A 22,333-nucleotide genomic window follows, 5' to 3' on the forward strand; every position below is an offset into this window, starting at 1 on the left:
TGGTTCCGGCCCGCCTCAGAAAAGGGTTCAGCGAAATGTCAGCGAAAAAAACGCCGGCGCGTCAGCACCAGGGCAATGTAGTAGCCCACCACCGCATAGCCCGCCAGCACCGCCATCGGCCCCAGCCATTGAGCCGGCCAGTGGCCGATGATCAAAGGCCGCACCAGCTCAACGGCGGCCGTCAGCGGCAGCACATGGGCAATCAGCTGCAGCCACTCCGGCATCTGGCCGATCGGGAAGTAGACGCCCGACAGAAAGGTCATCGGCGTCAGCACCAGGGTGAAGTAATAGGTGAAGAAGTCGTAGCCCTTGGCCAGGGCATTGAAGACCAGGGCCATGGACGCGAAGGTGATGCCGACCAGGCCCAGCACCGGCAGGGCCAGCAGCATCGTCGGCTCGCGGCTGATATTGAGCAGGAACAGCACGACCAGGATGGCGGCGACCGAGAACATCGCCTTCAGCGCCGCCCACAGCATCTCGGCGAACACGATGTCGTCCAGCGACACCGGCGCATTCATGATGCTCTCCCAGGTCTTTTGCACCTGCATGCGCGAGAAGGCCGAGTACAGCGCCTCGAAGCTGGCCGCCATCGTCGCGCTGACGGCGATGCTGCCCGAGGCGAGGTAGAGGATGTAGGGCAGGCCCTCGATCTGCCCGATCATCGAGCCCAGGCCGTAGCCGAAGGCGACCAGGGTGATCAGCGGCTCGGCGATATTGCCCAGGATGCTGGGGCCGGCGAGCTTGATCCAGACCAGCAGATTGCGCTGCAGCACCGGCAGGAAGCGCCAGCTGACGCGGGGCAAGGCATAGGCGGATACGAGCATGGTGTGGGTCTCAGGCCTCAGGCTTCATCGCGGATCTGCCGGCCGGTCAGCTTGAGGAACAGGTCCTCCAGATTGGCCGGGCGGTGCAGATAGCGGATGGTGTGATCGGCGCCCAGCGCCTGCAGCAGGGCCTTGGGCTCACGCAGATAGAAGAAGCGGGTCTCGCCGCTGCTCTCGACGCGCTCAGCCAAGGCCGCGTGCTGCGAGGCCGCATCCGCGGCGCCATCGCCATAGACCTCGACCACATCGCTTTCCAGATGGGCGGCAATCAGCTCGCGCGGCCGGCCCTCGGCGATCTTGCGGCCATGGTCCAGCACCAGCAGGCGGTCGCACAGGCGCTCGGCCTCGTCCATGAAGTGGGTGGTCAGCAGGATCGACTTGCCCTGCTGCAGGAGGTTCTGCAGCCGCTCCCACATCAGGTGGCGTGCCTGCGGGTCCAGGCCGGTGGTCGGCTCGTCCAGCAAGAGCAGGTCGGGGTCGTTGATCAGCGCACGGGCCAGGCTCAGGCGGCGCTTCATGCCACCCGACAGCTCACCCGGCTTGGCCGCGGCCTTGCTTTGCAGCGACGCGAACTCCAGCAGCTTCGGGATGCGCGCCTCGATCTCCGCACGCTTGAGGCCGAAGTAGCGGCCGTAGACGCGCAGGTTCTCGATGCAGCTGAAGTCGGGGTCCAGGCAGTCGAACTGGCTGACCACGCCGAGGCGCTGCTTGGCTTCGCGCACTTGCGCCGGTATGGGCAGGCCGAAGGCGCTGATGCTGCCGCCGTCAGGTCCGGTCAGGCCCAGGCACATGCGGATGGTGGTGGTCTTGCCCGCGCCATTGGGACCGATCACGCCCAGGCACTCACCGGGGGCGATCTCGAAGCTCAGATCGTCGACCACCCTGTTGGCACCAAAGCTCTTGCTCAGGTGCTCGATCTTCAACAGCGCGGGAGGTTTTTGCATGGCTTCGCAGTGTGCCAAACAGTCCGTGGGTTTGGCGCTCGACCATAAAAAAAGGCCAGCACATGGCTGGCCTTTCTGGTCTCAAGCGCTGAGCGCTCGCTGGTCTTTATGCTTCTTCGCCTTCGGTCGCAGCGACGTCAGGACGATCCACCAGCTCGACATAGGCCATCGGCGCGTTGTCGCCAACACGGAAACCCATCTTCAGGATGCGGGTGTAGCCACCGGGACGTGCGTTGTAACGCGGGCCCAGTTCGTTGAACAGCTTGGTGACGATGTCGCGGTCGCGCAGGCGATCGAACGCCAGACGACGGTTGGCGACGGTCGCAACCTTGGCCAGGGTGATCAGCGGCTCGACGACGCGGCGCAGTTCCTTGGCCTTGGGGACCGTGGTCTTGATCGCTTCGTGCTGCAGCAGCGAGACGCACATATTGCGCAGCATCGCCTTGCGGTGAGCGCTGGTGCGGTTGAGTTTGCGGAGTCCATTTCCGTGACGCATGGTGCTTTTCCTTTCACTGAATAATCGCCGACAGCCGTATCAGGTACTGCCGGGTGCACCGGAGGGGGTTGGTCAGCACCCCATCCATCTTTAAAAATTAACGCTTATCCAAACCTTGCGGCGGCCAGTTTTCCAGGCGTGCGCCCAGGGTCAGGCCGCGCGAAGCCAGCACTTCCTTGATTTCGTTGAGCGACTTGCGACCCAGATTCGGGGTCTTCAAGAGCTCGGTCTCGGTGCGCTGGATCAGGTCGCCGATGTAGTAGATGTTTTCGGCCTTCAGGCAGTTGGCCGAACGCACGGTCAGTTCCAGCTCGTCCACAGGGCGGAGCAGGATAGGATCGAACGAGCTGCTGCGCTGCGGCGGCTGGTCGAAGGCATCGACCAGGTCGGTGCCTTGGAGCTGTGCAAACACGGCCAGCTGCTCGACCAGGATCTTGGCCGAGGCACGGATCGCTTCTTCGGGCGAGATCGCACCGTTGGTGACGATTTCCATGACCAGCTTGTCCAGGTCGGTGCGCTGCTCGACGCGAGCGCTTTCGACCGTGTAGCTGACGCGGGAGACCGGCGAGAACGAGGCGTCCAGCACGATGCGGCCAATCGACTTGGTCGCTTCGTCGCCGAAACGGCGCATGCTGCCGGGCACATAGCCGCGGCCCTTCTCGACCTTGATCTGCATGTCCAGCTTGCCGCCTTGCGACAGATGGGCGATGACGTGATCAGGGTTGATGATCTCGACGTCGTGCGGGGTCTGGATGTCGGCGGCGGTGACGGGGCCTTCACCCTCTTTGCGCAGCACCAGGGTCACTTCGTCGCGGTTGTGCAGGCGGAACACCACGCCCTTGAGGTTCAACATGATGTGAACCACGTCTTCTTGCACGCCGTCAACGTTGGAGTACTCGTGGAGCACGCCGGCAATCGTCACTTCCGTCGGCGCATAACCCACCATCGAAGACAACAGCACGCGACGCAGGGCATTGCCCAACGTGTGGCCATAGCCGCGTTCAAACGGCTCCAGCGTCACCTTGGCACGGTGGCCGCCCAGAGGCTCGACGTTGATGGTTTTGGGTTTGAGCAAGTTTGTTTGCATGAGGTCTTTCTTTCAATACCCTCGGTTCGTTACACCGATAAGGCTGAGGGACCAACCGGGGCAGCGGGACACGGCCCCAGACGAGGAACGGCGAAATGCCGACTTCGTCCCACAGCGGAGGAACGAGGTCGGCATCAGCCAAGCCAATTAACGCGAATACAGCTCAACGATCAGCGATTCGTTGATCTCGGCGCCGAACTCATCACGGTCCGGGGCCTTCTTGAACACGCCTTCCAGCTTGGTGGCGTCGACCGTCACCCAGGCGGGCAGACCGATCGATTCGGCCAGCTTCAGCGCGTCAACGATGCGCAGTTGCTTCTTGGCCTTGTCGCGCACGGCGACGGCGTCACCGGCCTTGACCGAGTACGAAGCGATGTTGACCACTTCGCCATTCACGGTGATGCCCTTGTGCGAAACCAGCTGGCGTGCCTCGGCGCGCGTGGAGCCGAAGCCCATGCGGTAGACGACATTGTCCAGGCGCGATTCCAGCAGCATCAGCAGATTGGCACCAGTGTTGCCCTTGCGACGCTCGGCTTCAGCGAAGTAGCGGCGGAACTGACGCTCCAGCACGCCATACATACGCTTGACCTTCTGCTTTTCACGCAGTTGCAGACCGAAGTCCGAGGTGCGCTGACCCGAAGTACGACCATGCTGGCCGGGCTTGGAGTCCATCTTCGCCTTGTCCGCGATAGAGCGGCGGGCGCTCTTCAGGAACAGGTCGGTGCCTTCACGGCGGGAAAGTTTGGCCTTGGGGCCTAGATAACGTGCCACTTTGCGTGTCCTTATTCAATCTGACGCGAGGGGTTTAGCCACTACGCGCGAGTCTGGCCGGTGTTTTTATGGGGCTCAGACGGTGGGCTTCAACAAAACCGCCGGCGCGGCACTCTCGTGCCCGCCGGCGACCGGAAATCAGCGCAGACGCTTCCCCGAAGGGGCGCTGCTAACGCGCTGCATCAAGGGCCGGTGGCCTTAGATGCGACGACGCTTTTGGGGACGGCAACCGTTGTGCGGCACCGGTGTCACATCGGAGATCGACGTGATGCGGATGCCCAGGGAACCGAGCGCACGCACGGTGGACTCACGGCCAGGGCCGGGACCCTTGATCCGCACGTCCAGGTTCTTGATGCCCTGCTCTTGAGCCGCGCGGCCGGCCACTTCAGCGGCCACCTGGGCTGCGAAGGGAGTGGACTTGCGCGAGCCCTTGAAGCCCTGGCCACCACTCGATGCCCACGACAGAGCGCCACCTTGGCGGTCCGTGATGGTGATGATGGTGTTGTTGAACGATGCATGCACGTGAGCGATGCCGTCGGCCACATTCTTGCGAACCTTCTTGCGAACGCGCTGGGCAGCCGAATTATTTGGTGCTTTAGCCATGATGAGCTTCTTTCAGTGGATGCCGACGGATCACTTCTTGCCGGTCGCGCCCGACTTGCGCGGACCCTTGCGGGTACGGGCATTCGTACGGGTGCGTTGACCGCGCATCGGCAGACCACGACGATGACGGAAGCCGCGGTAGCAGCCCAGGTCCATCAGTCGCTTGATGTTGATCGACATCTCGCGACGCAGATCGCCTTCAATGGTCATGCGACCGACTTCTTCCCGGATCTTCTCCAGGTCGGAGTCGTTCAGGTCCTTGACCTTTTTGTCGAACGGGATGCCGCAGCTCTCGCAGATCTTCTGCGCGGTCGTACGGCCAATGCCATAGATCGCAGTCAGACCGATCTCGGTGTGCTTTTGCGGCGGAATGTTGATACCAGCAATACGTGCCATTTGCTTCCTCTATTCGCTTGTCGTGCGGCGATCAGCCTTGGCGCTGCTTGTGGCGGGGATCGGTACAGATCACGCGCACCACACCCTTGCGGCGGATGATCTTGCAATTGCGGCACATCACTTTTACGGATGCCGAAACTTTCATGGTCTGCTCCTAAACCTTCACATTAGCGCTTACTGCGCGTCCGGGTTTCATACAACGCTCACTTCGCCCGGAACACGATGCGAGCACGACTCAAATCGTACGGGGTCAACTCGACCGTCACTTTGTCACCTGGAAGTATGCGAATGTAGTGCATCCGCATCTTTCCGGAGATATGGCCGAGAACAACATGCCCGTTCTCTAGCTTCACGCGAAACGTTGCATTGGGCAGATTCTCAAGAATCTCGCCTTGCATTTGAATGACGTCGTCTTTCGCCATGCCTTCGTTTCTGTTGCGTTCTACTTCGTTTTAAAAATAGGTCAGCTTAGCTGGCCTTGAAATTTGCCTTCTTCAGCAGCGATTCATACTGCTGGCTCATCACGTAAGACTGCACCTGGGCCCAGAAGTCCATGGTCACGACCACGATGATCAGCAACGAGGTGCCGCCAAAGTAGAAGGGAACGTTGTACTTCAGTGTCAGGAACTCCGGCAGCAAACACACCCCAGTGATGTAGATGGCGCCGGCCAAGGTCAAACGCGAAAGAATCTTGTCAATGTGCCTGGCGGTCTGGTCACCCGGGCGGATGCCTGGGATGAAAGCGCCGCTCTTCTTCAGGTTGTCAGCAGTCTCGCGGCTGTTGAACACCATTGCCGTGTAAAAGAAGCAGAAGAAGATGATCGCCGAGGCGTACAGCATCACATAAATCGGCTGGCCTGGGCTCATCGCCGAGGCGATGTCCTTCAACCACCGGAAGCTGTCACCGGTGGCGAACCAACTCACGATCGTCGTGGGCAGCAGGATGATCGACGAGGCAAAGATCGGCGGGATCACGCCCGACATGTTCAGCTTCAGCGGCAGGTGCGACGATTGACCGCCATACACCTTGTTGCCGACCTGACGCTTCGCATAATTCACCAGAATCTTGCGCTGCCCCCGCTCAACGAACACCACCACATAGGTCACCGCAATCACGATCACCACAACGATGATGGCCGAAACGATATTCATCGCACCGGTACGCACCAGCTCGAGCAGGCCACCAATCGCACTCGGCAGACCTGCGGCGATACCACCGAAGATCAGGATCGAAATGCCATTGCCCAGACCGCGCTCGGTGATCTGCTCGCCCAGCCACATCAAGAACATCGTGCCGGCCACCAGGCTGGTCACCGCCGTCATCCGGAAGCTGAGACCCGGGTTGGTCACCAGACCGGCCGAGCTTTCCAGCGCCAGCGCGATGCTCAAGGCCTGGAACAATGCCAACCCCAGGGTGCCGTAGCGCGTGTACTGAGTGATCTTGCGGCGACCCGACTCGCCTTCCTTCTTCAGCGCTTCCAGACTCGGCACCACATAGCTCATCAACTGCATGATGATCGAGGCCGAGATGTAGGGCGTGATGCCCAGCGCGAAGATGGCGAAGCGCGACAGAGCGCCGCCCGAGAACATATTGACCAAGCTCAGGATGCCGCCCTGCTGACCCTTGAACAGCTGCTGCAGCTGGTTCGGGTCGATGCCGGGCACCGGGATATGCGCCCCGATGCGGTACACCACCAAAGCCAGCAACAGGAAGACAAGCCGGCGACGAAGGTCACCGAACTTGCCACTCTTGGCCAGCTGGTTTGCGTTGGTTGCCACTATGAACAGGTTCCGTTAGAGCTTGATCAGACCGAAGTCGATGCTTAGGCGAACGAGCCGCCAGCAGCTTCGATCGCGGCCTTAGCCGCTGCCGTTGCGCCGACACCGCTGAGCTTCACCTTGCGAGTGATGGCACCGGTGTTGATGACCTTGACAACCTTGGTCATCTGGCCGATCAGGCCAGCGTGCTTCAGGGTCAGCATGTCGACTTCGTCAGCGCCCAGCACTTCCAGGTCGGCCAGCGTCACTTCGGCGTTGTACTTCAGCGTCATCGACTTGAAACCGCGCTTGGGAAGGCGGCGCTGCAAAGGCATTTGACCGCCTTCGAAACCCACCTTGTGGTAGCCGCCCGAACGCGACTTCTGACCCTTGTGACCGCGACCGGCCGTCTTGCCGATGCCCGAGCCAATGCCACGGCCAACACGGCGCTTGGCATGCTTGGAGCCCGAGGCGGGCTTGATGTTATTCAGTTGCATGTGCTTGTCCTCTGTTCGTGAAGTGCTTACAGCACCTTCACGAGGTAGGCGATCTTGTTGATCATGCCGCGCACAGCCGGCGTGTCTTCCAACACGCTTTCGCTGTTCAGCTTGCGCAGGCCCAGGCCGACCACGGTCGCACGATGCGACTCGCGGGTACCGATGGGGCTGCGAACCAGCTTGATCTTGACGGTTTTCTTCTCAGACATGATGGTCTCTTTCCTACCGCGATCAGTTGAAGATGTCTTCAACAGACTTGCCGCGCTTGGCGGCGATGTCGGCCGGCGTCATCGAGTGCTTCAGGGCGTCCAGCGTGGCACGCACCATGTTGTAGGCATTGCTCGAACCATGGCTCTTGGCCACGATGTCGGTCACGCCCAGCACGTCGAACACGGCGCGCATCGGGCCGCCAGCGATGATGCCGGTACCAGCGGGGGCCGGCATCATCATCACGTTGGCTGCGCCATGCTCACCCTTCACCATGTGGTGAATGGTGCCGTTCTTCAGGCTGACCTTGACCATGTTGCGGCGAGCCGACTCCATGGCCTTCTGCACCGCAACCGGCACTTCCTTGGCCTTGCCCTTGCCCATGCCGACCCGGCCATCGCCATCACCGACCACGGTCAGTGCTGCGAAGCTCAGCGTACGACCGCCCTTCACCACCTTGGTGACGCGGTTGACGGCGATCATCTTCTCTTTCAGACCGTCGTCATTGCCTTCAGCGGCCGCGCGGGGTTGAAACTTTGCCATTTTCGAAATCCTTAGTCGCTACTGCGCTTGTTCGGCGCTTAGAACTGCAGGCCAGCTTCGCGAGCGGCTTCAGCCAGGGCCTTGACACGGCCGTGATAGGCAAAGCCCGCACGGTCGAAGGCAACCTTCTCGACACCGGCGGCCTTGGCCTTTTCAGCGATACGCTTGCCGATGATCGCGGCAGCTGCCACGTTGCCACCCTTGCCATGTCCGGCCAGTGCATCGCGCACTTCCTTCTCGGCAGTGGAGGCAGTCGCCAGCACCTTGGTGCCATCGTCGGAAATGACGCTGGCGTAGATGTGCAGGTTGGAGCGGAACACCGTCAGGCGCGCCACACGTTGCAAAGCGATACGCACGCGGGTTTGACGCGAGCGGCGGATGCGCTGATCTTTTTTGTTCAACATATCGCTGCTCCTTACTTCTTCTTGGTCTCTTTGATCGAGACCTTCTCGTTGGCGTAACGGATGCCCTTGCCCTTATAGGGCTCCGGCGGCCGGAAGGCGCGCACTTCGGCGGCGATCTGACCCACCACTTGGCGGTCCGCACCCTTGATCAGGATTTCCGTCTGCGACGGAGTCTCGACCTTGATGCCAACGGGCATGTCCTTGACGACCGGGTGCGAATACCCGATCTGCAAGTTCAGCTTCTGACCTTGAGCCTGGGCACGGTAGCCCACGCCAACCAGGGTCAGCTTCTTCTCGAAGCCTTTGCTCACGCCGTTGACCATATTGGCCACCAGCGCACGCATCGTGCCACTCATGGCATCGGCTTCGGTCGAAGCATTCGCAGGAGCGAATGTCAGCTGACCGGCTTCGTTCTTGACGGCAACCAGGGGATTGGCGGCACGCACCAGCGTACCCATCGCACCCTTGATGCTGATTTGTGTTGCGGTAATCGCGACGTCCACACCTTGCGGGACGGCGACCGGCATTTTTCCAACGCGGGACATTGTTGTATCTCCTTGCGTCAGGCGACGTAGCAAAGCACTTCGCCACCGATACCGGTCTGACGTGCCTTGCGGTCAGTCATCACGCCTTGCGGGGTGGTGACAATCGCCACACCCAGGCCATTCATGACCTGAGGAATATCGTGACGGCCCTTGTAGATGCGCAGGCCGGGACGGCTGACGCGCTCGATACGCTCGATTACCGGACGGCCGGCGTAGTACTTCAGCGCGATCTCGAGTTCGGGCTTGGCGGACTCGCCACGCACTGCGAAGTTGTCGATATAGCCTTCGTCCTTCAGGACTTGGGCGATCGCCACTTTCACCTTCGAGGACGGCATCGTCACGCTGGCCTTCGTCACGCTTTGGGCGTTCCGAATACGGGTCAGCATATCGGCGATAGGATCACTCATGCTCATTTGCGATTTCTCCTAATCGAGCCGATTACCAGCTGGCCTTGACGACACCAGGGATGTCGCCTTTGAAAGCCAGCTCGCGGATCTTGTTGCGGCCCAGACCGAACTTGCGGAACGTACCGCGAGGACGGCCAGTCAACGCGCAACGATTGCGCTGACGGGTGGGGTATGCGTTGCGGGGGAACTTTTGCAGTTCCAGACGCGCTGCGTAACGCTCTTCGTCCGACTTCTTCGAGTCGTCGATGATCGCCTTCAGGGCAGCGTACTTGGTTGCGTACTTGGCAACCAGGTTGGCGCGCTTCAGTTCGCGTTGGATGAGGGAAGTCTTAGCCACGTATCACCTCAGTTCTTGAACGGGAATTTGAAGGCAGCCAGCAGCGCCTTGCATTCGTCGTCGTTCTTGGCCGACGTCGTGATGCTGATGTTCAGACCACGCAGAGCATCAACCTTGTCATATTCCACTTCCGGGAAAATGATCTGCTCTTTCACGCCGATGTTGTAGTTGCCACGGCCGTCGAACGAACGACCCGAGATACCGCGGAAGTCACGAACGCGCGGCAGCGCGATGGTGACGAAACGGTCCAGGAATTCGTACATGCGAACACCACGCAGGGTGACCATGCAGCCGATCGGGACGCTGTCGCGGATCTTGAAGCCGGCGATTGCCTTCTTCGACTTGGTGACCACGGGCTTTTGGCCGGCAATCTTGGTCAAGTCACCCACGGCGTGGTCCATCACCTTCTTGTCGGCGACGGCTTCACTAACACCCATGTTCAGGGTGATCTTGGTGATGCGCGGCACTTCCATGACGGACGTGTAACCGAACTTCTGCACGAGGTCCGGCAGCACCTTTTCGCGATAAAACGCTTGCAAACGAGCCATGTCGAACCTCTTAAGCCTTGATCTCTTCGCCGGTCGACTTGTAAACGCGCACCTTCTTGCCATCGGCGAGCAACTTGATGCCCACGCGATCGGCCTTGCCGGATGCAGCGTTAAAAATCGCCACGTTGGATTGATGAATGGGCATCGTCTTGTCCACCACACCACCGGTGGTACCCTTCATGGGGTTGGGCTTGACGTGCTTCTTGACCATATTGACGCCATCCACCACGAGGTGAGCGTCATCGACTCGCTGCGACACGGTGCCGCGCTTGCCTTTGTCACGACCGGTCAAAACAATGACCTGGTCGCCTGTACGAATCTTGTTCATGGCAATACCTTTGACTGTGGCTGCGCTCAGAGCACTTCGGGCGCCAGCGACACGATCTTCATGAAACGCTCGGTACGCAGTTCACGCGTCACCGGGCCGAAGATACGGGTGCCGATAGGCTCAAGCTTGGCATTCAGCAGCACGGCTGCATTGCCATCAAACTTGATCAGCGAGCCGTCTTGACGACGCACGCCCTTGGCGGTACGCACCACCACAGCGCTGTAGACCTCGCCTTTTTTGACGCGGCCACGCGGTGCAGCTTCTTTGATGCTGACCTTGATAATGTCACCAATCCCGGCATACCGACGCTTGGAACCGCCAAGCACCTTGATGCACATGACGGACTTGGCGCCAGTGTTGTCCGCGACTTCGAGTCGCGATTGCATTTGAATCATGTCTGTCCCCAACTTCTCCCGCATTCACCTGGCTCATGCCGGCTGCAGCGGTCAGTCTTGGGCCCGAGGACCAGTCTTGCGACATCGCTCATCGCTGATGAGGATCCCACGAGCCCGGCGGTTTTGGGCGGAACCGGATCGCGGCAACACCGCTGGGGTGCTGCCAGTGCGGCTGCGTCGTTCGACGCAGCCGGCAGATCCGGCGAAGCTTTGGATTATGCAGCAGTTTGTGACTTGGTGTCAACAAGCTTCTTGCATCAATCTAGAGAGCCCGCTCAGGGGCCCTCCGTACATCAACAACTCAGGCGAGCAACTGCTTGGCCTGGGCCAGCATGGTGTTGGCATCGCTGACTTCGAACTTGCCTGGAGCTTCGACGTTGAGCGTCTTGACAACGCCATCGACCACCAGCATCGAGTAGCGCTGCGAGCGCAGGCCCATGCCACGCGCACCCAGGTCCAAGGTCAGGCCGGTGGCCTTGGTGAAGTCGGCACTGCCGTCGGCCATCATGCGCACAGCGCCGGACGTGCCTTGATCGCGCCCCCAAGCGCCCATCACGAAGGCGTCGTTGACGGACACGCACCAGATCTCGTCCACACCGGCGGCCTTCAAAGCCTCGGCCTGCTGCTTGTAACCCGGCACATGCTGGGCCGAACAGGTCGGCGTGTAGGCCCCCGGCAGCGCGAAGATGGCGATCTTCTTGCCGGCGGTGGTCTTTTCAATGTCGAAGCTGTTGGGGCCTAGCGAGCAGCCATTGCCTTCGACCTCGACGAATTCCTGCAGGCTGCCTGCGGGCAGCTTGTCACCAACTTTGAGCACAACAGTCTCCTTGAGTTGAAACAACATCCCCGGCGGATTGGCCTGCGGGGCGTGAAAAATGCAAAACGGCCGGACGCCAGTATTCCAGCGTTCCGGCCGTTCCGGCGCAAAGAGGTGCGAACACCTCAAGCACCAAGGGCTTTAGACGACTTGCGCCTTCTCGACCAGACGGGTCACGACCCAGTTCTTGGTCTTGGACAACGGACGGCTTTCCGAGATTTCCACCACATCGCCGAGGCCGTAAGCGTTGGTCTCGTCATGCGCGTGGTACTTGCGCGAACGGGCGACAATCTTGCCGTACAGCTCGTGCTTCGTGCGGCGTTCCACCAGCACGGTCACGGTCTTGGCGCGCTTGTCGCTGACCACACGCCCCACCAGGGTGCGGGTGTTCTTTTCTTGAGCTTGCGTCATTTCGCCGCTCCCTTCTTCTTCTCGGCCAGGATGGTCTTGGCACGAGCGATGTCGCGACGGGTATTGCCCAGCACTGTGTGATTCGTCAGTTGCTGGGTAGCCTTTTGCATGCGCAGGCCGAAATGGGCCTTCAGCAGGTCGGACACTTCCTTTTCGAGGGCGGCCACGTCCTTGCTGCGCAGTTCAGATGCATTCATAGGATTCTCCGATGTGGCGCGTCAAGTGCCGATTTGGCGCGTGACGAACACGGTGCGCAGCGGCAGCTTGGCCGAAGCCAGCAGAAACGCTTCGCGGGCGAGTTCTTCCGCCACGCCATTGATCTCATAGAGCACCTTGCCGGGCTGAATTTCAGCGACGTAGTACTCAGGGTTGCCCTTACCGTTGCCCATACGGACTTCGGCAGGCTTATGAGAGATGGGCTTGTCGGGGAAGATGCGGATCCAGATGCGGCCGCCACGCTTCACGTGACGGGAGATTGCACGACGTGCAGCCTCGATCTGGCGGGCCGTCAGACGGCCACGTTCGGTCGCCTTCAGACCGAAGTCACCGAAGGACACGTTGGCGCCACGAGTGGCGACGCCAGTGTTACGACCCTTCTGCTCCTTGCGGAATTTGCGACGAGCGGGTTGCAGCATGCTTATTCTCCTTTGACCTCGCCAGCAGCGGGGGCGGCGGGCTTACGCACGACACGCTTGGCTGCGGGCTTGGTTGCATCGCCAGCGGGGGCGGCAGCGGCGGGACCGTCGGCACGGGGACCACGGTCACCACCAGGGCGACCACGGCCGCTCGGTGCACCAGGTGCGCCCGGACGGGTGTTGCGGCGCGGGCGGCGATCATCGTCACCTGCTTCGCTCTTGATCACCGGCGCATCGCCGTTGGCCAGGCGGTCGCCACGATAGACCCAGCACTTCACGCCGATGATGCCGTAGGTCGTCTTGGCCTCGGAGAAGCCATAGTCGATGTCAGCACGCAGGGTGTGAAGCGGCACGCGGCCTTCGCGGTACCACTCGCAACGAGCGATTTCAATGCCGTTCAAGCGGCCCGAGGACATGATCTTGATGCCTTGAGCGCCCAGACGCATCGCGTTCTGCATCGCACGCTTCATCGCGCGGCGGAACATGATGCGCTTTTCCAGCTGCTGGGTGATCGAGTCGGCGATCAGCTGAGCATCGATTTCGGGCTTGCGCACTTCCTCGATGTTGACTGCCACCGGCACGCCCAGACGCTTGGTCAGCTCGGCCTTCAGGTTCTCAATGTCTTCGCCCTTCTTGCCGATCACCACGCCCGGACGGGCGGAGTAGATCGTGATGCGGGCGTTCTTGGCGGGGCGCTCGATCAGAATGCGCGAAACCGCGGCATTCTTCAGACGCGCCTTCAAGAACTCACGCACCTTCAGGTCTTCGGCCAGCATCGTGGCGAAGTTTTGGTTCGACGCGTACCAGCGCGAGGCCCAATTACGGGTGACTGGCAGCCGGAAGCCGGTCGGGTGGATTTTTTGTCCCATAGTCTTCCTTCAGCCTTCAGTTGCCGACCGACACGAAGATGTGGCAAGTGGGCTTGCTGATGCGATTGCCCCGACCCTTTGCACGGGCGGAGAAACGCTTCAGCGTGGCACCTTGTTCCACATAGATCGACGTGATCTTGAGTTCGTCAATATCGGCGCCGTCGTTGTGTTCAGCGTTGGCAATTGCCGACTCGACCGCCTTCTTGATGATCAAGGCCGCTTTTTTCTGGGTGAAGGTCAGGATGTTGAGCGCCTGATCCACCTTCTTGCCGCGGATCAGGTCAGCCACCAGGCGACCCTTGTCACACGAGAGGCGAACACCGCGAACGATTGCTTTGGTTTCCATCGTTGGCATCCTTACTTCTTCCCGGCCTTCTTGTCGGCCGGATGGCCTTTGAAGGTGCGGGTCAGCGCGAATTCACCCAGCTTGTGGCCGACCATCTGGTCAGACACATACACCGGAACGTGTTGCTTGCCGTTGTGCACAGCGATCGTCAGGCCGATGAATTCCGGCAGGATCGTCGAGCGACGCGACCAAGTCTTGATAGGCTTTTTGTCCTTGTTGGCAACCGCCTTGTCGACCTTGGCCAACAGGTGATGGTCAACGAACGGGCCCTTCTTCAATGAACGAGTCATGGTGCGCTACCCCTTACTTCTTGCGACGCGACACGATGTATGTCTGCGTGCGCTTGTTGTTACGAGTGCGGTAGCCCTTGGTGAGGGTGTTCCACGGCGACACAGGTGCTTGACCTTCACCGGTACGACCTTCACCACCACCGTGCGGGTGATCCACCGGGTTCATGGCAACGCCACGAACCGTCGGGCGGATGCCCTTCCAGCGAATCGCGCCGGCCTTGCCGTACTGGCGCAGGCTGTGCTCTTCATTGGAAACCTCGCCAATCGTGGCGCGGCACTCGATATGGATCTTGCGGACTTCACCCGAGCGCAGGCGGACCTGGGCGTAAGTGCCTTCACGCGCCAGCAGCACCACCGAGGTACCGGCCGAGCGCGCAATCTGCGCACCCTTGCCAGGCAGCATCTCGACGCAATGCATCGTCGAGCCCACGGGGATGTTGCGGATCGGCAGGGTGTTGCCGGCCTTGATCGGCGCTTCCGAGCCGCTCAATATCTTTGCACCGACTTCCAAACCACGCGGAGCGATGATGTAGCGACGCTCGCCGTCGGCATAGCACACCAGAGCGATGTGGGCCGTACGGTTCGGGTCGTATTCAATACGCTCGACCTTGGCAGGAATGCCATCCTTGTTGCGCACGAAGTCGACAACGCGGTAATGATGCTTGTGGCCACCGCCGCGATGGCGGATGGTGATGTGACCGTTGTTATTACGGCCAGCATTCTGCATCTGCGGCTCCAGCAGCGACGCCTCAGGCGCGCCCTTGTGCAGATGCTTGTGCACCACCTTCACAACGGCACGGCGGCCGGGGGAAGTGGGTTTGACTTTTACGACAGCCATTACGCAGCCTCCCCGGAGAAGTTGAGCTCTTGGCCCGCCTTCAGCGAAACATACGCCTTCTTGACATGGTCACGGCGGCCGATCGAACGACCGAAACGCTTGACCTTGCCCTTGACGTTCACCACATTCACCGCTTCAACCTCGACCTTGAACATCAGCTCAACGGCGGCCTTGATTTCAGGCTTGGTCGCATCGCGCAGGACCTTGAACAGGACCTGGTTGTGCTTCTCGGCGGCCATGGTGGCCTTTTCAGACACGATCGGTGCCAGCAGAACCTGGGCCAAACGGTCTTGCTTCAGTTTGGTTGCGCTCATGCCAGCATCTCCTTGAGTTGCTCCATCGCACCCTTGGTCACCAGCACCTTCTTGTAGAAGACCAGCGACAGGGGGTCGGCGTAGCGAGGCTCGATCACCAGCACGTTGGCCAGATTGCGCGAGGCCAGCAGCAGGTTGTCGTCCACTTGATCAGCGATCAGCAGCACCGAGTCCAGACCCATGGCCTTCAGCTTGGAAGCCAGCAGCTTGGTCTTGGGGGCTTCGATCGAGATCGAGTCCACCACAGCCAGGCGGCCTTCGCGAGCCAACTGCGAGAGGATCGCGGCCATACCGGCGCGATACATCTTCTTGTTGACCTTCTGCGTGAAGTTTTCGTCCGGGCTGTTCGGGAAAATACGACCGCCTCCGCGCCACAGGGGCGAGGACGTCATACCCGCACGAGCGCGGCCGGTGCCCTTTTGGCGCCAGGGCTTCTTCGTGGAGTGCTTGACTTGGGCGCGGTCCAGCTGAGCACGGGTACCTTGGCGGGCGTTGGCCTGGAAGGCCACGACCACCTGGTGCACCAGGGCTTCGTTGTAGTCGCGAGCAAACACGGTATCAGGAGCGTCCACCTTGGCGGTGGCCTGACCTTGCTCATTCAGGAGCTCGAGCTGCATCAGTTGGCCCCTTTCTTGAGCTTGGCCTTGACTGCGGGGTGCACGACCAGATGGCCGTTCTTTGCACCCGGCACCGCACCACGAACCAGCAGCAGTTGACGAGCCTCGTCAATGCGCACGATGTCCAGGTTTTGCGTGGTCACGGTCTCATCACCGCGATGGCCCGACATCTTCTTGCCCGGGAACACGCGGCCCGGATCCTGGGCCATCGAGATGGAACCAGGCACATTGTGCGAACGGCTGTTACCGTGGGACGCACGCTGCGACTTGAAGTTGTGGCGCTTGATGGTGCCGGTGAAGCCCTTACCGATCGAGGTGCCCTGCACGTCGACCATCTGGCCCACGGCGAACATCGACACGGGCAGGGTTGCGCCTGCCTTGTACTCGGCAGCGACTTCAGCGGTCACGCGGAATTCTTTGAGAATTTCGCCGGCTTCGACGCCTGCTTTCGCAAGGTGGCCAGCTTCGGGCTTGGTCACGCGCGATGCTTTGCGCGAGCCGAACGCCACTTGAATGGCGCTGTAGCCGTCTATCTCTGCGGTCTTGACCTGGGTCACGCGGTTGTTGGACACATCGAGCACTGTCACAGGAACGGCGTCGCCGTCGTCCGTGAAGATGCGCATCATGCCCACCTTGCGGCCCAGCAATCCGAGACGATTGCTAAGACTCATGGTTTTTCTCCAGCCCCGCTAGGAGCCTTTGTTTCGTATGCCCGACATCGATTGGCCGGGCTGACTAGGTGCTTCAGCAAGTAGCTTGCTGAAGCGCTCAACCCGCGATAGGCCTAAGCCATCGCGGGAAAGCTTGCGAGTATATACCGCCTGGGGATGAACCCGCAAGCGATAGGGCAAGCGTTATCGATTGCTGCTGGCCGATGTCCGAAGGCACCGGCCAGACAAGTGCATTACTGCAGCTTGATTTCGACGTCCACGCCGGCCGGCAGGTCGAGCTTCATCAAAGCATCAACCGTCTTGTCGGTGGGATCGACGATGTCCATCAGGCGCTGATGGGTGCGGATTTCGAACTGGTCACGCGAAGACTTGTTGACGTGCGGCGAGCGCAGGATGTCAAAACGCTGCATGCGCGTCGGCAGGGGCACGGGGCCCTTGACGATGGCGCCGGTGCGCTTCGCGGTCTCAACGATTTCCAGAGCCGATTGGTCGATCAGCTTGTAATCAAATGCCTTCAGGCGGATGCGGATCTTTTGCTTTTGCATGACGATTCCTTCAAAGAGCGATCAGCCGTTGTGGGCAACTTACCGGCAACGGCCGCATAGTTTTGTGGACGCCCCAGGCCCTACGGCTTGGGGCGAGTCACGCAAAATCAGGCCAGGATGGTGGCCACGACGCCGGCGCCGACGGTACGACCGCCTTCACGGATGGCGAAGCGCAGGCCTTCTTCCATGGCGATCGGTGCGATCAGCTTCACGGTGATGCTGACGTTGTCGCCAGGCATGACCATTTCCTTGTCCTTCGGCAACTCCACGGCACCGGTCACGTCCGTCGTGCGGAAGTAGAACTGGGGACGGTAGTTGTTGAAGAACGGGGTGTGGCGGCCGCCCTCTTCCTTGGACAGAACATAGATTTCTGCCGTGAAGTGGGTGTGCGGCTTGACCGAACCGGGCTTGCACAGCACTTGGCCGCGCTGCACGTCTTCGCGCTTGGTGCCGCGCAGCAGAATGCCGACGTTGTCGCCCGCTTGACCTTGGTCCAGCAGCTTGCGGAACATTTCCACGCCGGTGCAGGTGGTCTTCTGGGTGTCGGCGATGCCGACGATTTCGATTTCTTCGCCGACCTTGATGATGCCGCGCTCGATACGGCCGGTCACCACGGTGCCGCGACCCGAGATCGAGAACACGTCTTCCACGGGCATCAGGAAGGCGCCGTCCACTGCACGCTCAGGCGTGGGGATATAGCTGTCCAGTGCGTCGGCCAGCTTGAAGATGGCTTGTTCGCCCAGGGGACCCTTGTCGCCTTCCATGGCCAGCTTGGCGCTGCCGTGGATGATGGGGGTGGCGTCGCCAGGGAAGTCGTACTTGTCCAGGAGCTCGCGCACTTCCATTTCGACCAGCTCGAGCAGCTCGGCGTCGTCGACCATGTCGCACTTGTTCAGGAACACGATGATGTAAGGCACGCCCACCTGGCGGGCCAGCAGGATGTGTTCGCGGGTCTGGGGCATGGGGCCGTCAGCGGCCGAGCACACCAGGATCGCGCCGTCCATCTGTGCGGCGCCGGTGATCATGTTCTTCACATAGTCAGCGTGGCCGGGGCAGTCAACGTGAGCGTAGTGGCGATTCGCCGTTTCGTACTCGACGTGAGCGGTATTGATGGTAATGCCGCGTGCCTTCTCTTCCGGAGCCGCGTCGATCTGGTCGTACGCCTTGGCTTCGCCGCCGAACTTGGTCGACAGCACCGTCGTGATCGCCGCCGTCAGCGTCGTCTTGCCATGGTCAACGTGACCAATCGTGCCCACGTTCACGTGGGGCTTGGTGCGTTCAAACTTGCCTTTTGCCATTTTTTATCTCCAAAAAGAGCATGCGCCAGTCTGTGGGTTTAGCGTTTCCGCAGTGCTTTTGAGCCCCGGCGACTGGCAACCGGGAAAGCCTCTGCGAAGACGATTCTTGAATTCAGTACAACCAATACGGATCGAGGTTTGCGAGCAAATCTCTAGCCAGTGGGGTCAGAGCTGCTGCGCAGATCTGACCCCAAGACGTTATTTGCCGCGGGCGGTAATGATGGCTTCAGCCACGTTCTTCGGGGCTTCCGAATAGTGCTTGAACTCCATCGTGTACGTGGCGCGGCCTTGCGACATCGAGCGCAGCGTAGTCGAGTAGCCGAACATCTCCGACAGCGGGACTTCGGCCTTGATGACCTTGCCGCCACCGACCATGTCGTCCATGCCCTGCACCATGCCGCGACGGCTGGACAGATCGCCCATCACGTTACCGGCATAGTCTTCAGGAGTCTCGACTTCCACGGCCATCATCGGCTCCAGGATCACCGGCGAAGCCTTGCGGCAGCCGTCCTTGAAGCCCATCGAAGCGGCCATCTTGAATGCGTTTTCGTTCGAGTCCACTTCGTGGTACGAACCGAAGGTCAGCGTGACCTTGACGTCCACCACCGGGAAACCGGCCAGCACGCCATTCGGCAGCGAGTCCAGGATGCCCTTTTCGACCGCGGGGATGAATTCACGAGGAACCACACCGCCCTTGATGGCGTCGACGAACTCGAAGCCCTTGCCCGGCTCCTGCGGCTCGACCGTCAGCACGACGTGACCATACTGGCCCTTGCCGCCCGATTGACGCACGAACTTGCCTTCGACATCGGTCGCGGTCTTGCGGATGGTTTCGCGGTAGGCCACTTGCGGCTTGCCGACGTTGGCTTCCACGCCGAACTCGCGCTTCATGCGGTCGACAATGATTTCCAGGTGCAACTCACCCATGCCGGAAATGATGGTCTGGCCCGACTCTTCGTCAGTACGCAGACGGAACGAAGGATCCTCCTTGGCCAGACGACCCAGGGCGATACCCATCTTTTCCTGGTCGGCCTTGGTCTTGGGTTCGACGGCCTGCGAAATCACCGGCTCCGGGAACACCATCTTTTCCAAGGTGATGATCGAGTCCGGATCGCACAGGGTTTCGCCGGTCGTCACGTCCTTCAAACCGACGCAGGCAGCGATGTCACCGGCCAGAATTTCCGAGATTTCTTCGCGCTGGTTGGCGTGCATCTGCAAGATACGGCCGATGCGCTCTTTCTTGCCCCGGATTGGGTTGAACACCGAGTCACCCGACTTCAGCACGCCGGAATAGACGCGCACAAAGGTCAGCTGACCGACATAGGGGTCGGTCATCAGCTTGAAGGCCAGGGCCGAGAACTTGGCGGCGTCGGACGCATCGCGCGTCGTAGGCTGGTCGTCCTCGTCCGTGCCCGGAACCGGCGGCACGTCGATGGGCGAAGGCATAAAGTCGATCACGCCGTCCAGCATGCGCTGCACGCCCTTGTTCTTGAAGGCAGTACCGCAGAACATCGGCTGGATTTCAGCGGCGATGGTGCGGGTGCGGATGCCCAGGATGATGTCCTCTTCGGTCAGTTCACCCGACTCGAGGTACTTGTTCATCATGTCTTCGCTGGACTCGGCGGCCGCCTCGACCATGTTGTCGCGCCACTTTTGAGCTTCGGCCAGCAATTCGGCCGGGATCTCGCGGTAGTCGAACTTCATGCCCTGCGACGCCTCGTCCCAGAAGATGGCCTTCATCTTGATCAGGTCGATCACGCCCTTGAAGTTTTCTTCGGCGCCGATCGGCAGAACGATGGGCACCGGGTTCGCCTTCAGGCGCAGCTTCATCTGGTCAACGACCTTGTAGAAGTTGGCACCGGTGCGGTCCATCTTATTCACAAAGGCCAGACGCGGCACCTTGTACTTGTTGGCCTGGCGCCAGACAGTCTCCGACTGCGGCTGCACACCGCCCACAGCGCAGTACACCATGCAGGCGCCGTCCAGCACGCGCATCGAGCGCTCGACTTCAATCGTGAAGTCAACGTGTCCGGGGGTGTCGATGATGTTGATGCGGTGCTCGGGGCGAGCCAGGTCCATGCCCTTCCAGAAGCAGGTCGTCGCAGCCGAGGTGATCGTGATGCCACGCTCCTGCTCTTGCTCCATCCAGTCCATGGTGGCGGCGCCATCATGCACCTCACCAATCTTGTGGTTCACACCCGTGTAAAACAGGATGCGCTCGGTCGTTGTGGTCTTGCCAGCATCGATGTGCGCGGAGATACCGATATTGCGGTAGCGCTCGATGGGGGTCTTGCGGGCCATGGTGTGACTCCAAATGCAGTGAGCCGCCATCGGGTTAGTGTTAACCCGAGGCGGCCAGAACGGTGTAGTTTAGAAGCGGAAGTGCGAGAAGGCCTTGTTGGCCTCTGCCATGCGGTGGACTTCATCACGCTTCTTCATGGCGCCGCCGCGGCCTTCCGAGGCCTCCAGCAACTCGCCAGCAAGGCGCTGAGCCATCGACTTCTCGCCGCGCTTGCGGGCCGATTCCTTCAACCAACGCATAGCCAGAGCCACGCGGCGGACGGGACGAACTTCCACGGGAACTTGGTAGTTCGCACCGCCGACGCGGCGGGACTTCACTTCGACCATGGGCTTGACGTTGTTCAAGGCAACCATGAAGACCTCCAACGGGTCCTTGCCGGCCTTCTTTTCGACTTGTTCCAGAGCGCCGTAGATGATGCGCTCGGCAACAGCCTTCTTGCCCGACTCCATCACAACGTTCATGAACTTCGAGAGATCAACGCTGCCGAATTTCGGATCGGGCAGGATCTCGCGCTTGGGTACTTCGCGACGACGTGGCATATCACACTTCCTTTTGCTTCAGTTGGCACGGGATGAATCCCGGACCGCGAACGACCACTTACTGCAAGCGGGCCATTCACTTACTCGGTCGAGCATCCTCAATGGAGCACGAACCGCTAAAAAACCAGGCCTGGACGAATTCCAGACCAAGACGATTTGGCTGTTAGGCCTTCTTCGGACGCTTCGCGCCGTACTTGGAACGCGACTGCTTGCGGTCTTTCACGCCTTGCAAGTCGAGCGAACCGCGCACGATGTGGTAACGCACACCCGGCAAGTCCTTGACACGGCCGCCGCGCACCAGCACGACACTGTGCTCTTGCAGGTTGTGGCCTTCACCGCCGATGTAGGAGATGATTTCGAAACCGTTGGTCAGACGAACCTTGGCAACTTTACGCAGCGCAGAGTTCGGCTTCTTCGGAGTGGTGGTGTACACGCGAGTGCACACGCCACGACGCTGGGGGCTGCCCTGCATCGCCGGCGATTTGGACTTCGTGGTTTCGGTCTGACGACCGAAGCGCACGAGCTGATTGATGGTTGGCATAAGTAACTTGTTCCCGTTTGAAGTCACACATTCTTTTCGACACAGCGCCTGCGAAAACAGCACTCTTGGGGCCTGCGTGACAAACAGCAAAGCGCTCCAAGCCTGGCCTGGAGCGTCCATTGTTCAATCAGTTGGCAGCGCAAAAGCGCAGCAGAAACTGCCGAAAAGCTTTCCATTATATGTGGGCAGGGCCTTGCCCGCAAGCCTTGC

At 60.5% G+C, this 22,333-nt stretch carries 36 protein-coding genes; all 36 read right to left on the reverse strand.

The genetic code is table 11. From position 1 onward, the window contains the following. Nucleotides 1–38: 38 nt before the first annotated feature. Nucleotides 39–824 (reverse strand): ABC transporter permease, encoded by a 786-nt coding sequence (locus tag DES47_RS23270; protein ID WP_133703170.1) that lies wholly within the window; start codon nucleotides 822–824, stop codon nucleotides 39–41. A gap of 17 nt (nucleotides 825–841) precedes the next feature. Further along, nucleotides 842–1,768: an ATP-binding cassette domain-containing protein gene (locus DES47_RS23275; protein WP_133703171.1), complete on the reverse strand. Its 927-nt coding sequence runs from the start codon at nucleotides 1,766–1,768 to the stop codon at nucleotides 842–844. Between the two features lie 106 nt (nucleotides 1,769–1,874). Then, nucleotides 1,875–2,264 (reverse strand): 50S ribosomal protein L17, encoded by a 390-nt coding sequence (gene rplQ / locus DES47_RS23280; RefSeq protein ID WP_133703172.1) that lies wholly within the window; start codon nucleotides 2,262–2,264, stop codon nucleotides 1,875–1,877. A 97-nt stretch (nucleotides 2,265–2,361) separates the two neighbouring features. Continuing rightward, nucleotides 2,362–3,351 (reverse strand): DNA-directed RNA polymerase subunit alpha, encoded by a 990-nt coding sequence (locus DES47_RS23285; RefSeq protein ID WP_133703173.1) that lies wholly within the window; start codon nucleotides 3,349–3,351, stop codon nucleotides 2,362–2,364. 147 nt (nucleotides 3,352–3,498) lie between these two features. Continuing rightward, the gene (gene rpsD / locus DES47_RS23290) at nucleotides 3,499–4,122 is read right to left on the reverse strand and encodes a 30S ribosomal protein S4 (protein WP_133703174.1); all 624 of its coding nucleotides are present in this window, start codon (nucleotides 4,120–4,122) and stop codon (nucleotides 3,499–3,501) included. A 198-nt stretch (nucleotides 4,123–4,320) separates the two neighbouring features. Further along, the gene (rpsK, locus tag DES47_RS23295) at nucleotides 4,321–4,725 is read right to left on the reverse strand and encodes a 30S ribosomal protein S11 (protein ID WP_133703175.1); all 405 of its coding nucleotides are present in this window, start codon (nucleotides 4,723–4,725) and stop codon (nucleotides 4,321–4,323) included. Between the two features lie 30 nt (nucleotides 4,726–4,755). Next, nucleotides 4,756–5,121 carry a 30S ribosomal protein S13 gene (gene rpsM / locus DES47_RS23300; protein ID WP_133703176.1) on the reverse strand — a complete coding sequence of 122 codons (366 nt, stop codon included), beginning with the start codon at nucleotides 5,119–5,121 and terminating at the stop codon, nucleotides 4,756–4,758. 31 nt (nucleotides 5,122–5,152) lie between these two features. Continuing rightward, the gene (rpmJ, locus tag DES47_RS23305; protein ID WP_058086633.1) at nucleotides 5,153–5,266 is read right to left on the reverse strand and encodes a 50S ribosomal protein L36; all 114 of its coding nucleotides are present in this window, start codon (nucleotides 5,264–5,266) and stop codon (nucleotides 5,153–5,155) included. A 58-nt stretch (nucleotides 5,267–5,324) separates the two neighbouring features. Next, a complete protein-coding gene (gene infA / locus DES47_RS23310) occupies nucleotides 5,325–5,543 on the reverse strand; it encodes a translation initiation factor IF-1 (protein WP_009855680.1) in 219 nt (72 codons plus the stop codon). A gap of 46 nt (nucleotides 5,544–5,589) precedes the next feature. Then, complete coding sequence (gene secY, locus DES47_RS23315; protein ID WP_133703177.1) at nucleotides 5,590–6,900, reverse strand: preprotein translocase subunit SecY; 1,311 nt, start codon at nucleotides 6,898–6,900, stop codon at nucleotides 5,590–5,592. 44 nt (nucleotides 6,901–6,944) lie between these two features. After that, a complete protein-coding gene (gene rplO / locus DES47_RS23320; protein ID WP_133703178.1) occupies nucleotides 6,945–7,376 on the reverse strand; it encodes a 50S ribosomal protein L15 in 432 nt (143 codons plus the stop codon). A gap of 26 nt (nucleotides 7,377–7,402) precedes the next feature. Then, a complete protein-coding gene (rpmD, locus tag DES47_RS23325; protein ID WP_133703179.1) occupies nucleotides 7,403–7,585 on the reverse strand; it encodes a 50S ribosomal protein L30 in 183 nt (60 codons plus the stop codon). A gap of 22 nt (nucleotides 7,586–7,607) precedes the next feature. Continuing rightward, nucleotides 7,608–8,126, reverse strand: coding sequence for a 30S ribosomal protein S5 (rpsE, locus tag DES47_RS23330; RefSeq protein WP_133703180.1), 519 nt, complete (start codon nucleotides 8,124–8,126; stop codon nucleotides 7,608–7,610). 38 nt (nucleotides 8,127–8,164) lie between these two features. Next, nucleotides 8,165–8,530 carry a 50S ribosomal protein L18 gene (rplR, locus tag DES47_RS23335; protein ID WP_133703181.1) on the reverse strand — a complete coding sequence of 122 codons (366 nt, stop codon included), beginning with the start codon at nucleotides 8,528–8,530 and terminating at the stop codon, nucleotides 8,165–8,167. A gap of 11 nt (nucleotides 8,531–8,541) precedes the next feature. After that, the gene (gene rplF, locus DES47_RS23340; protein WP_133703182.1) at nucleotides 8,542–9,075 is read right to left on the reverse strand and encodes a 50S ribosomal protein L6; all 534 of its coding nucleotides are present in this window, start codon (nucleotides 9,073–9,075) and stop codon (nucleotides 8,542–8,544) included. Nucleotides 9,076–9,092: 17 nt separating this feature from the next. Then, a complete protein-coding gene (gene rpsH / locus DES47_RS23345; protein WP_133703183.1) occupies nucleotides 9,093–9,488 on the reverse strand; it encodes a 30S ribosomal protein S8 in 396 nt (131 codons plus the stop codon). A gap of 25 nt (nucleotides 9,489–9,513) precedes the next feature. Then, entirely contained in the window at nucleotides 9,514–9,819 is a 306-nt protein-coding gene (gene rpsN / locus DES47_RS23350; RefSeq protein ID WP_133703184.1) for a 30S ribosomal protein S14, read from the reverse strand. Between the two features lie 8 nt (nucleotides 9,820–9,827). Beyond that, nucleotides 9,828–10,367, reverse strand: coding sequence for a 50S ribosomal protein L5 (gene rplE, locus DES47_RS23355; protein WP_133703185.1), 540 nt, complete (start codon nucleotides 10,365–10,367; stop codon nucleotides 9,828–9,830). A 10-nt stretch (nucleotides 10,368–10,377) separates the two neighbouring features. Next, nucleotides 10,378–10,695: a 50S ribosomal protein L24 gene (rplX, locus tag DES47_RS23360; protein ID WP_133703186.1), complete on the reverse strand. Its 318-nt coding sequence runs from the start codon at nucleotides 10,693–10,695 to the stop codon at nucleotides 10,378–10,380. Nucleotides 10,696–10,721: 26 nt separating this feature from the next. After that, on the reverse strand, nucleotides 10,722–11,090 hold the full coding sequence (gene rplN, locus DES47_RS23365) for a 50S ribosomal protein L14 (protein ID WP_133703187.1): 369 nt from the start codon (nucleotides 11,088–11,090) through the stop codon (nucleotides 10,722–10,724). Between the two features lie 301 nt (nucleotides 11,091–11,391). After that, nucleotides 11,392–11,907: a peroxiredoxin gene (locus tag DES47_RS23370; protein WP_133703188.1), complete on the reverse strand. Its 516-nt coding sequence runs from the start codon at nucleotides 11,905–11,907 to the stop codon at nucleotides 11,392–11,394. Nucleotides 11,908–12,048: 141 nt separating this feature from the next. Beyond that, on the reverse strand, nucleotides 12,049–12,318 hold the full coding sequence (rpsQ, locus tag DES47_RS23375; protein WP_133703189.1) for a 30S ribosomal protein S17: 270 nt from the start codon (nucleotides 12,316–12,318) through the stop codon (nucleotides 12,049–12,051). After that, a complete protein-coding gene (gene rpmC, locus DES47_RS23380; protein WP_133703190.1) occupies nucleotides 12,315–12,515 on the reverse strand; it encodes a 50S ribosomal protein L29 in 201 nt (66 codons plus the stop codon). The genes rpsQ and rpmC overlap by 4 nt, the downstream gene beginning before the upstream one ends. A gap of 21 nt (nucleotides 12,516–12,536) precedes the next feature. After that, nucleotides 12,537–12,953 carry a 50S ribosomal protein L16 gene (gene rplP, locus DES47_RS23385; protein ID WP_133703191.1) on the reverse strand — a complete coding sequence of 139 codons (417 nt, stop codon included), beginning with the start codon at nucleotides 12,951–12,953 and terminating at the stop codon, nucleotides 12,537–12,539. 2 nt (nucleotides 12,954–12,955) lie between these two features. Then, nucleotides 12,956–13,822 carry a 30S ribosomal protein S3 gene (rpsC, locus tag DES47_RS23390; protein ID WP_133703192.1) on the reverse strand — a complete coding sequence of 289 codons (867 nt, stop codon included), beginning with the start codon at nucleotides 13,820–13,822 and terminating at the stop codon, nucleotides 12,956–12,958. 16 nt (nucleotides 13,823–13,838) lie between these two features. Continuing rightward, the gene (gene rplV, locus DES47_RS23395; RefSeq protein WP_133703193.1) at nucleotides 13,839–14,168 is read right to left on the reverse strand and encodes a 50S ribosomal protein L22; all 330 of its coding nucleotides are present in this window, start codon (nucleotides 14,166–14,168) and stop codon (nucleotides 13,839–13,841) included. A gap of 11 nt (nucleotides 14,169–14,179) precedes the next feature. After that, a complete protein-coding gene (rpsS, locus tag DES47_RS23400) occupies nucleotides 14,180–14,458 on the reverse strand; it encodes a 30S ribosomal protein S19 (RefSeq protein ID WP_133703194.1) in 279 nt (92 codons plus the stop codon). A 13-nt stretch (nucleotides 14,459–14,471) separates the two neighbouring features. After that, nucleotides 14,472–15,296 (reverse strand): 50S ribosomal protein L2, encoded by an 825-nt coding sequence (rplB, locus tag DES47_RS23405; protein ID WP_133703195.1) that lies wholly within the window; start codon nucleotides 15,294–15,296, stop codon nucleotides 14,472–14,474. Next, nucleotides 15,296–15,610, reverse strand: coding sequence for a 50S ribosomal protein L23 (rplW, locus tag DES47_RS23410; RefSeq protein ID WP_133703196.1), 315 nt, complete (start codon nucleotides 15,608–15,610; stop codon nucleotides 15,296–15,298). The genes rplB and rplW overlap by 1 nt, the downstream gene beginning before the upstream one ends. Next, nucleotides 15,607–16,227: a 50S ribosomal protein L4 gene (gene rplD / locus DES47_RS23415; protein ID WP_133703197.1), complete on the reverse strand. Its 621-nt coding sequence runs from the start codon at nucleotides 16,225–16,227 to the stop codon at nucleotides 15,607–15,609. Before rplD ends, rplW begins: the two co-directional genes overlap by 4 nt. Then, nucleotides 16,227–16,898, reverse strand: a complete 672-nt coding sequence (gene rplC, locus DES47_RS23420) for a 50S ribosomal protein L3 (protein WP_133703198.1) — start codon at nucleotides 16,896–16,898, stop codon at nucleotides 16,227–16,229. The genes rplD and rplC overlap by 1 nt, the downstream gene beginning before the upstream one ends. Before the next feature lie 233 nt (nucleotides 16,899–17,131). Beyond that, nucleotides 17,132–17,443 carry a 30S ribosomal protein S10 gene (gene rpsJ, locus DES47_RS23425; RefSeq protein WP_077036467.1) on the reverse strand — a complete coding sequence of 104 codons (312 nt, stop codon included), beginning with the start codon at nucleotides 17,441–17,443 and terminating at the stop codon, nucleotides 17,132–17,134. 107 nt (nucleotides 17,444–17,550) lie between these two features. Then, on the reverse strand, nucleotides 17,551–18,741 hold the full coding sequence (gene tuf, locus DES47_RS23430; protein WP_133703199.1) for an elongation factor Tu: 1,191 nt from the start codon (nucleotides 18,739–18,741) through the stop codon (nucleotides 17,551–17,553). Between the two features lie 198 nt (nucleotides 18,742–18,939). After that, entirely contained in the window at nucleotides 18,940–21,042 is a 2,103-nt protein-coding gene (gene fusA, locus DES47_RS23435) for an elongation factor G (protein WP_133703200.1), read from the reverse strand. A gap of 69 nt (nucleotides 21,043–21,111) precedes the next feature. Then, complete coding sequence (gene rpsG, locus DES47_RS23440; protein ID WP_133703201.1) at nucleotides 21,112–21,582, reverse strand: 30S ribosomal protein S7; 471 nt, start codon at nucleotides 21,580–21,582, stop codon at nucleotides 21,112–21,114. Between the two features lie 163 nt (nucleotides 21,583–21,745). Next, nucleotides 21,746–22,123, reverse strand: a complete 378-nt coding sequence (rpsL, locus tag DES47_RS23445) for a 30S ribosomal protein S12 (protein ID WP_133703202.1) — start codon at nucleotides 22,121–22,123, stop codon at nucleotides 21,746–21,748. Between the last annotated feature and the right edge of the window lie 210 nt (nucleotides 22,124–22,333).

Origin of the sequence: Roseateles toxinivorans (assembly GCF_004362525.1) — a bacterium.
GTDB lineage: Bacteria > Pseudomonadota > Gammaproteobacteria > Burkholderiales > Burkholderiaceae_C > Paucibacter > Paucibacter toxinivorans.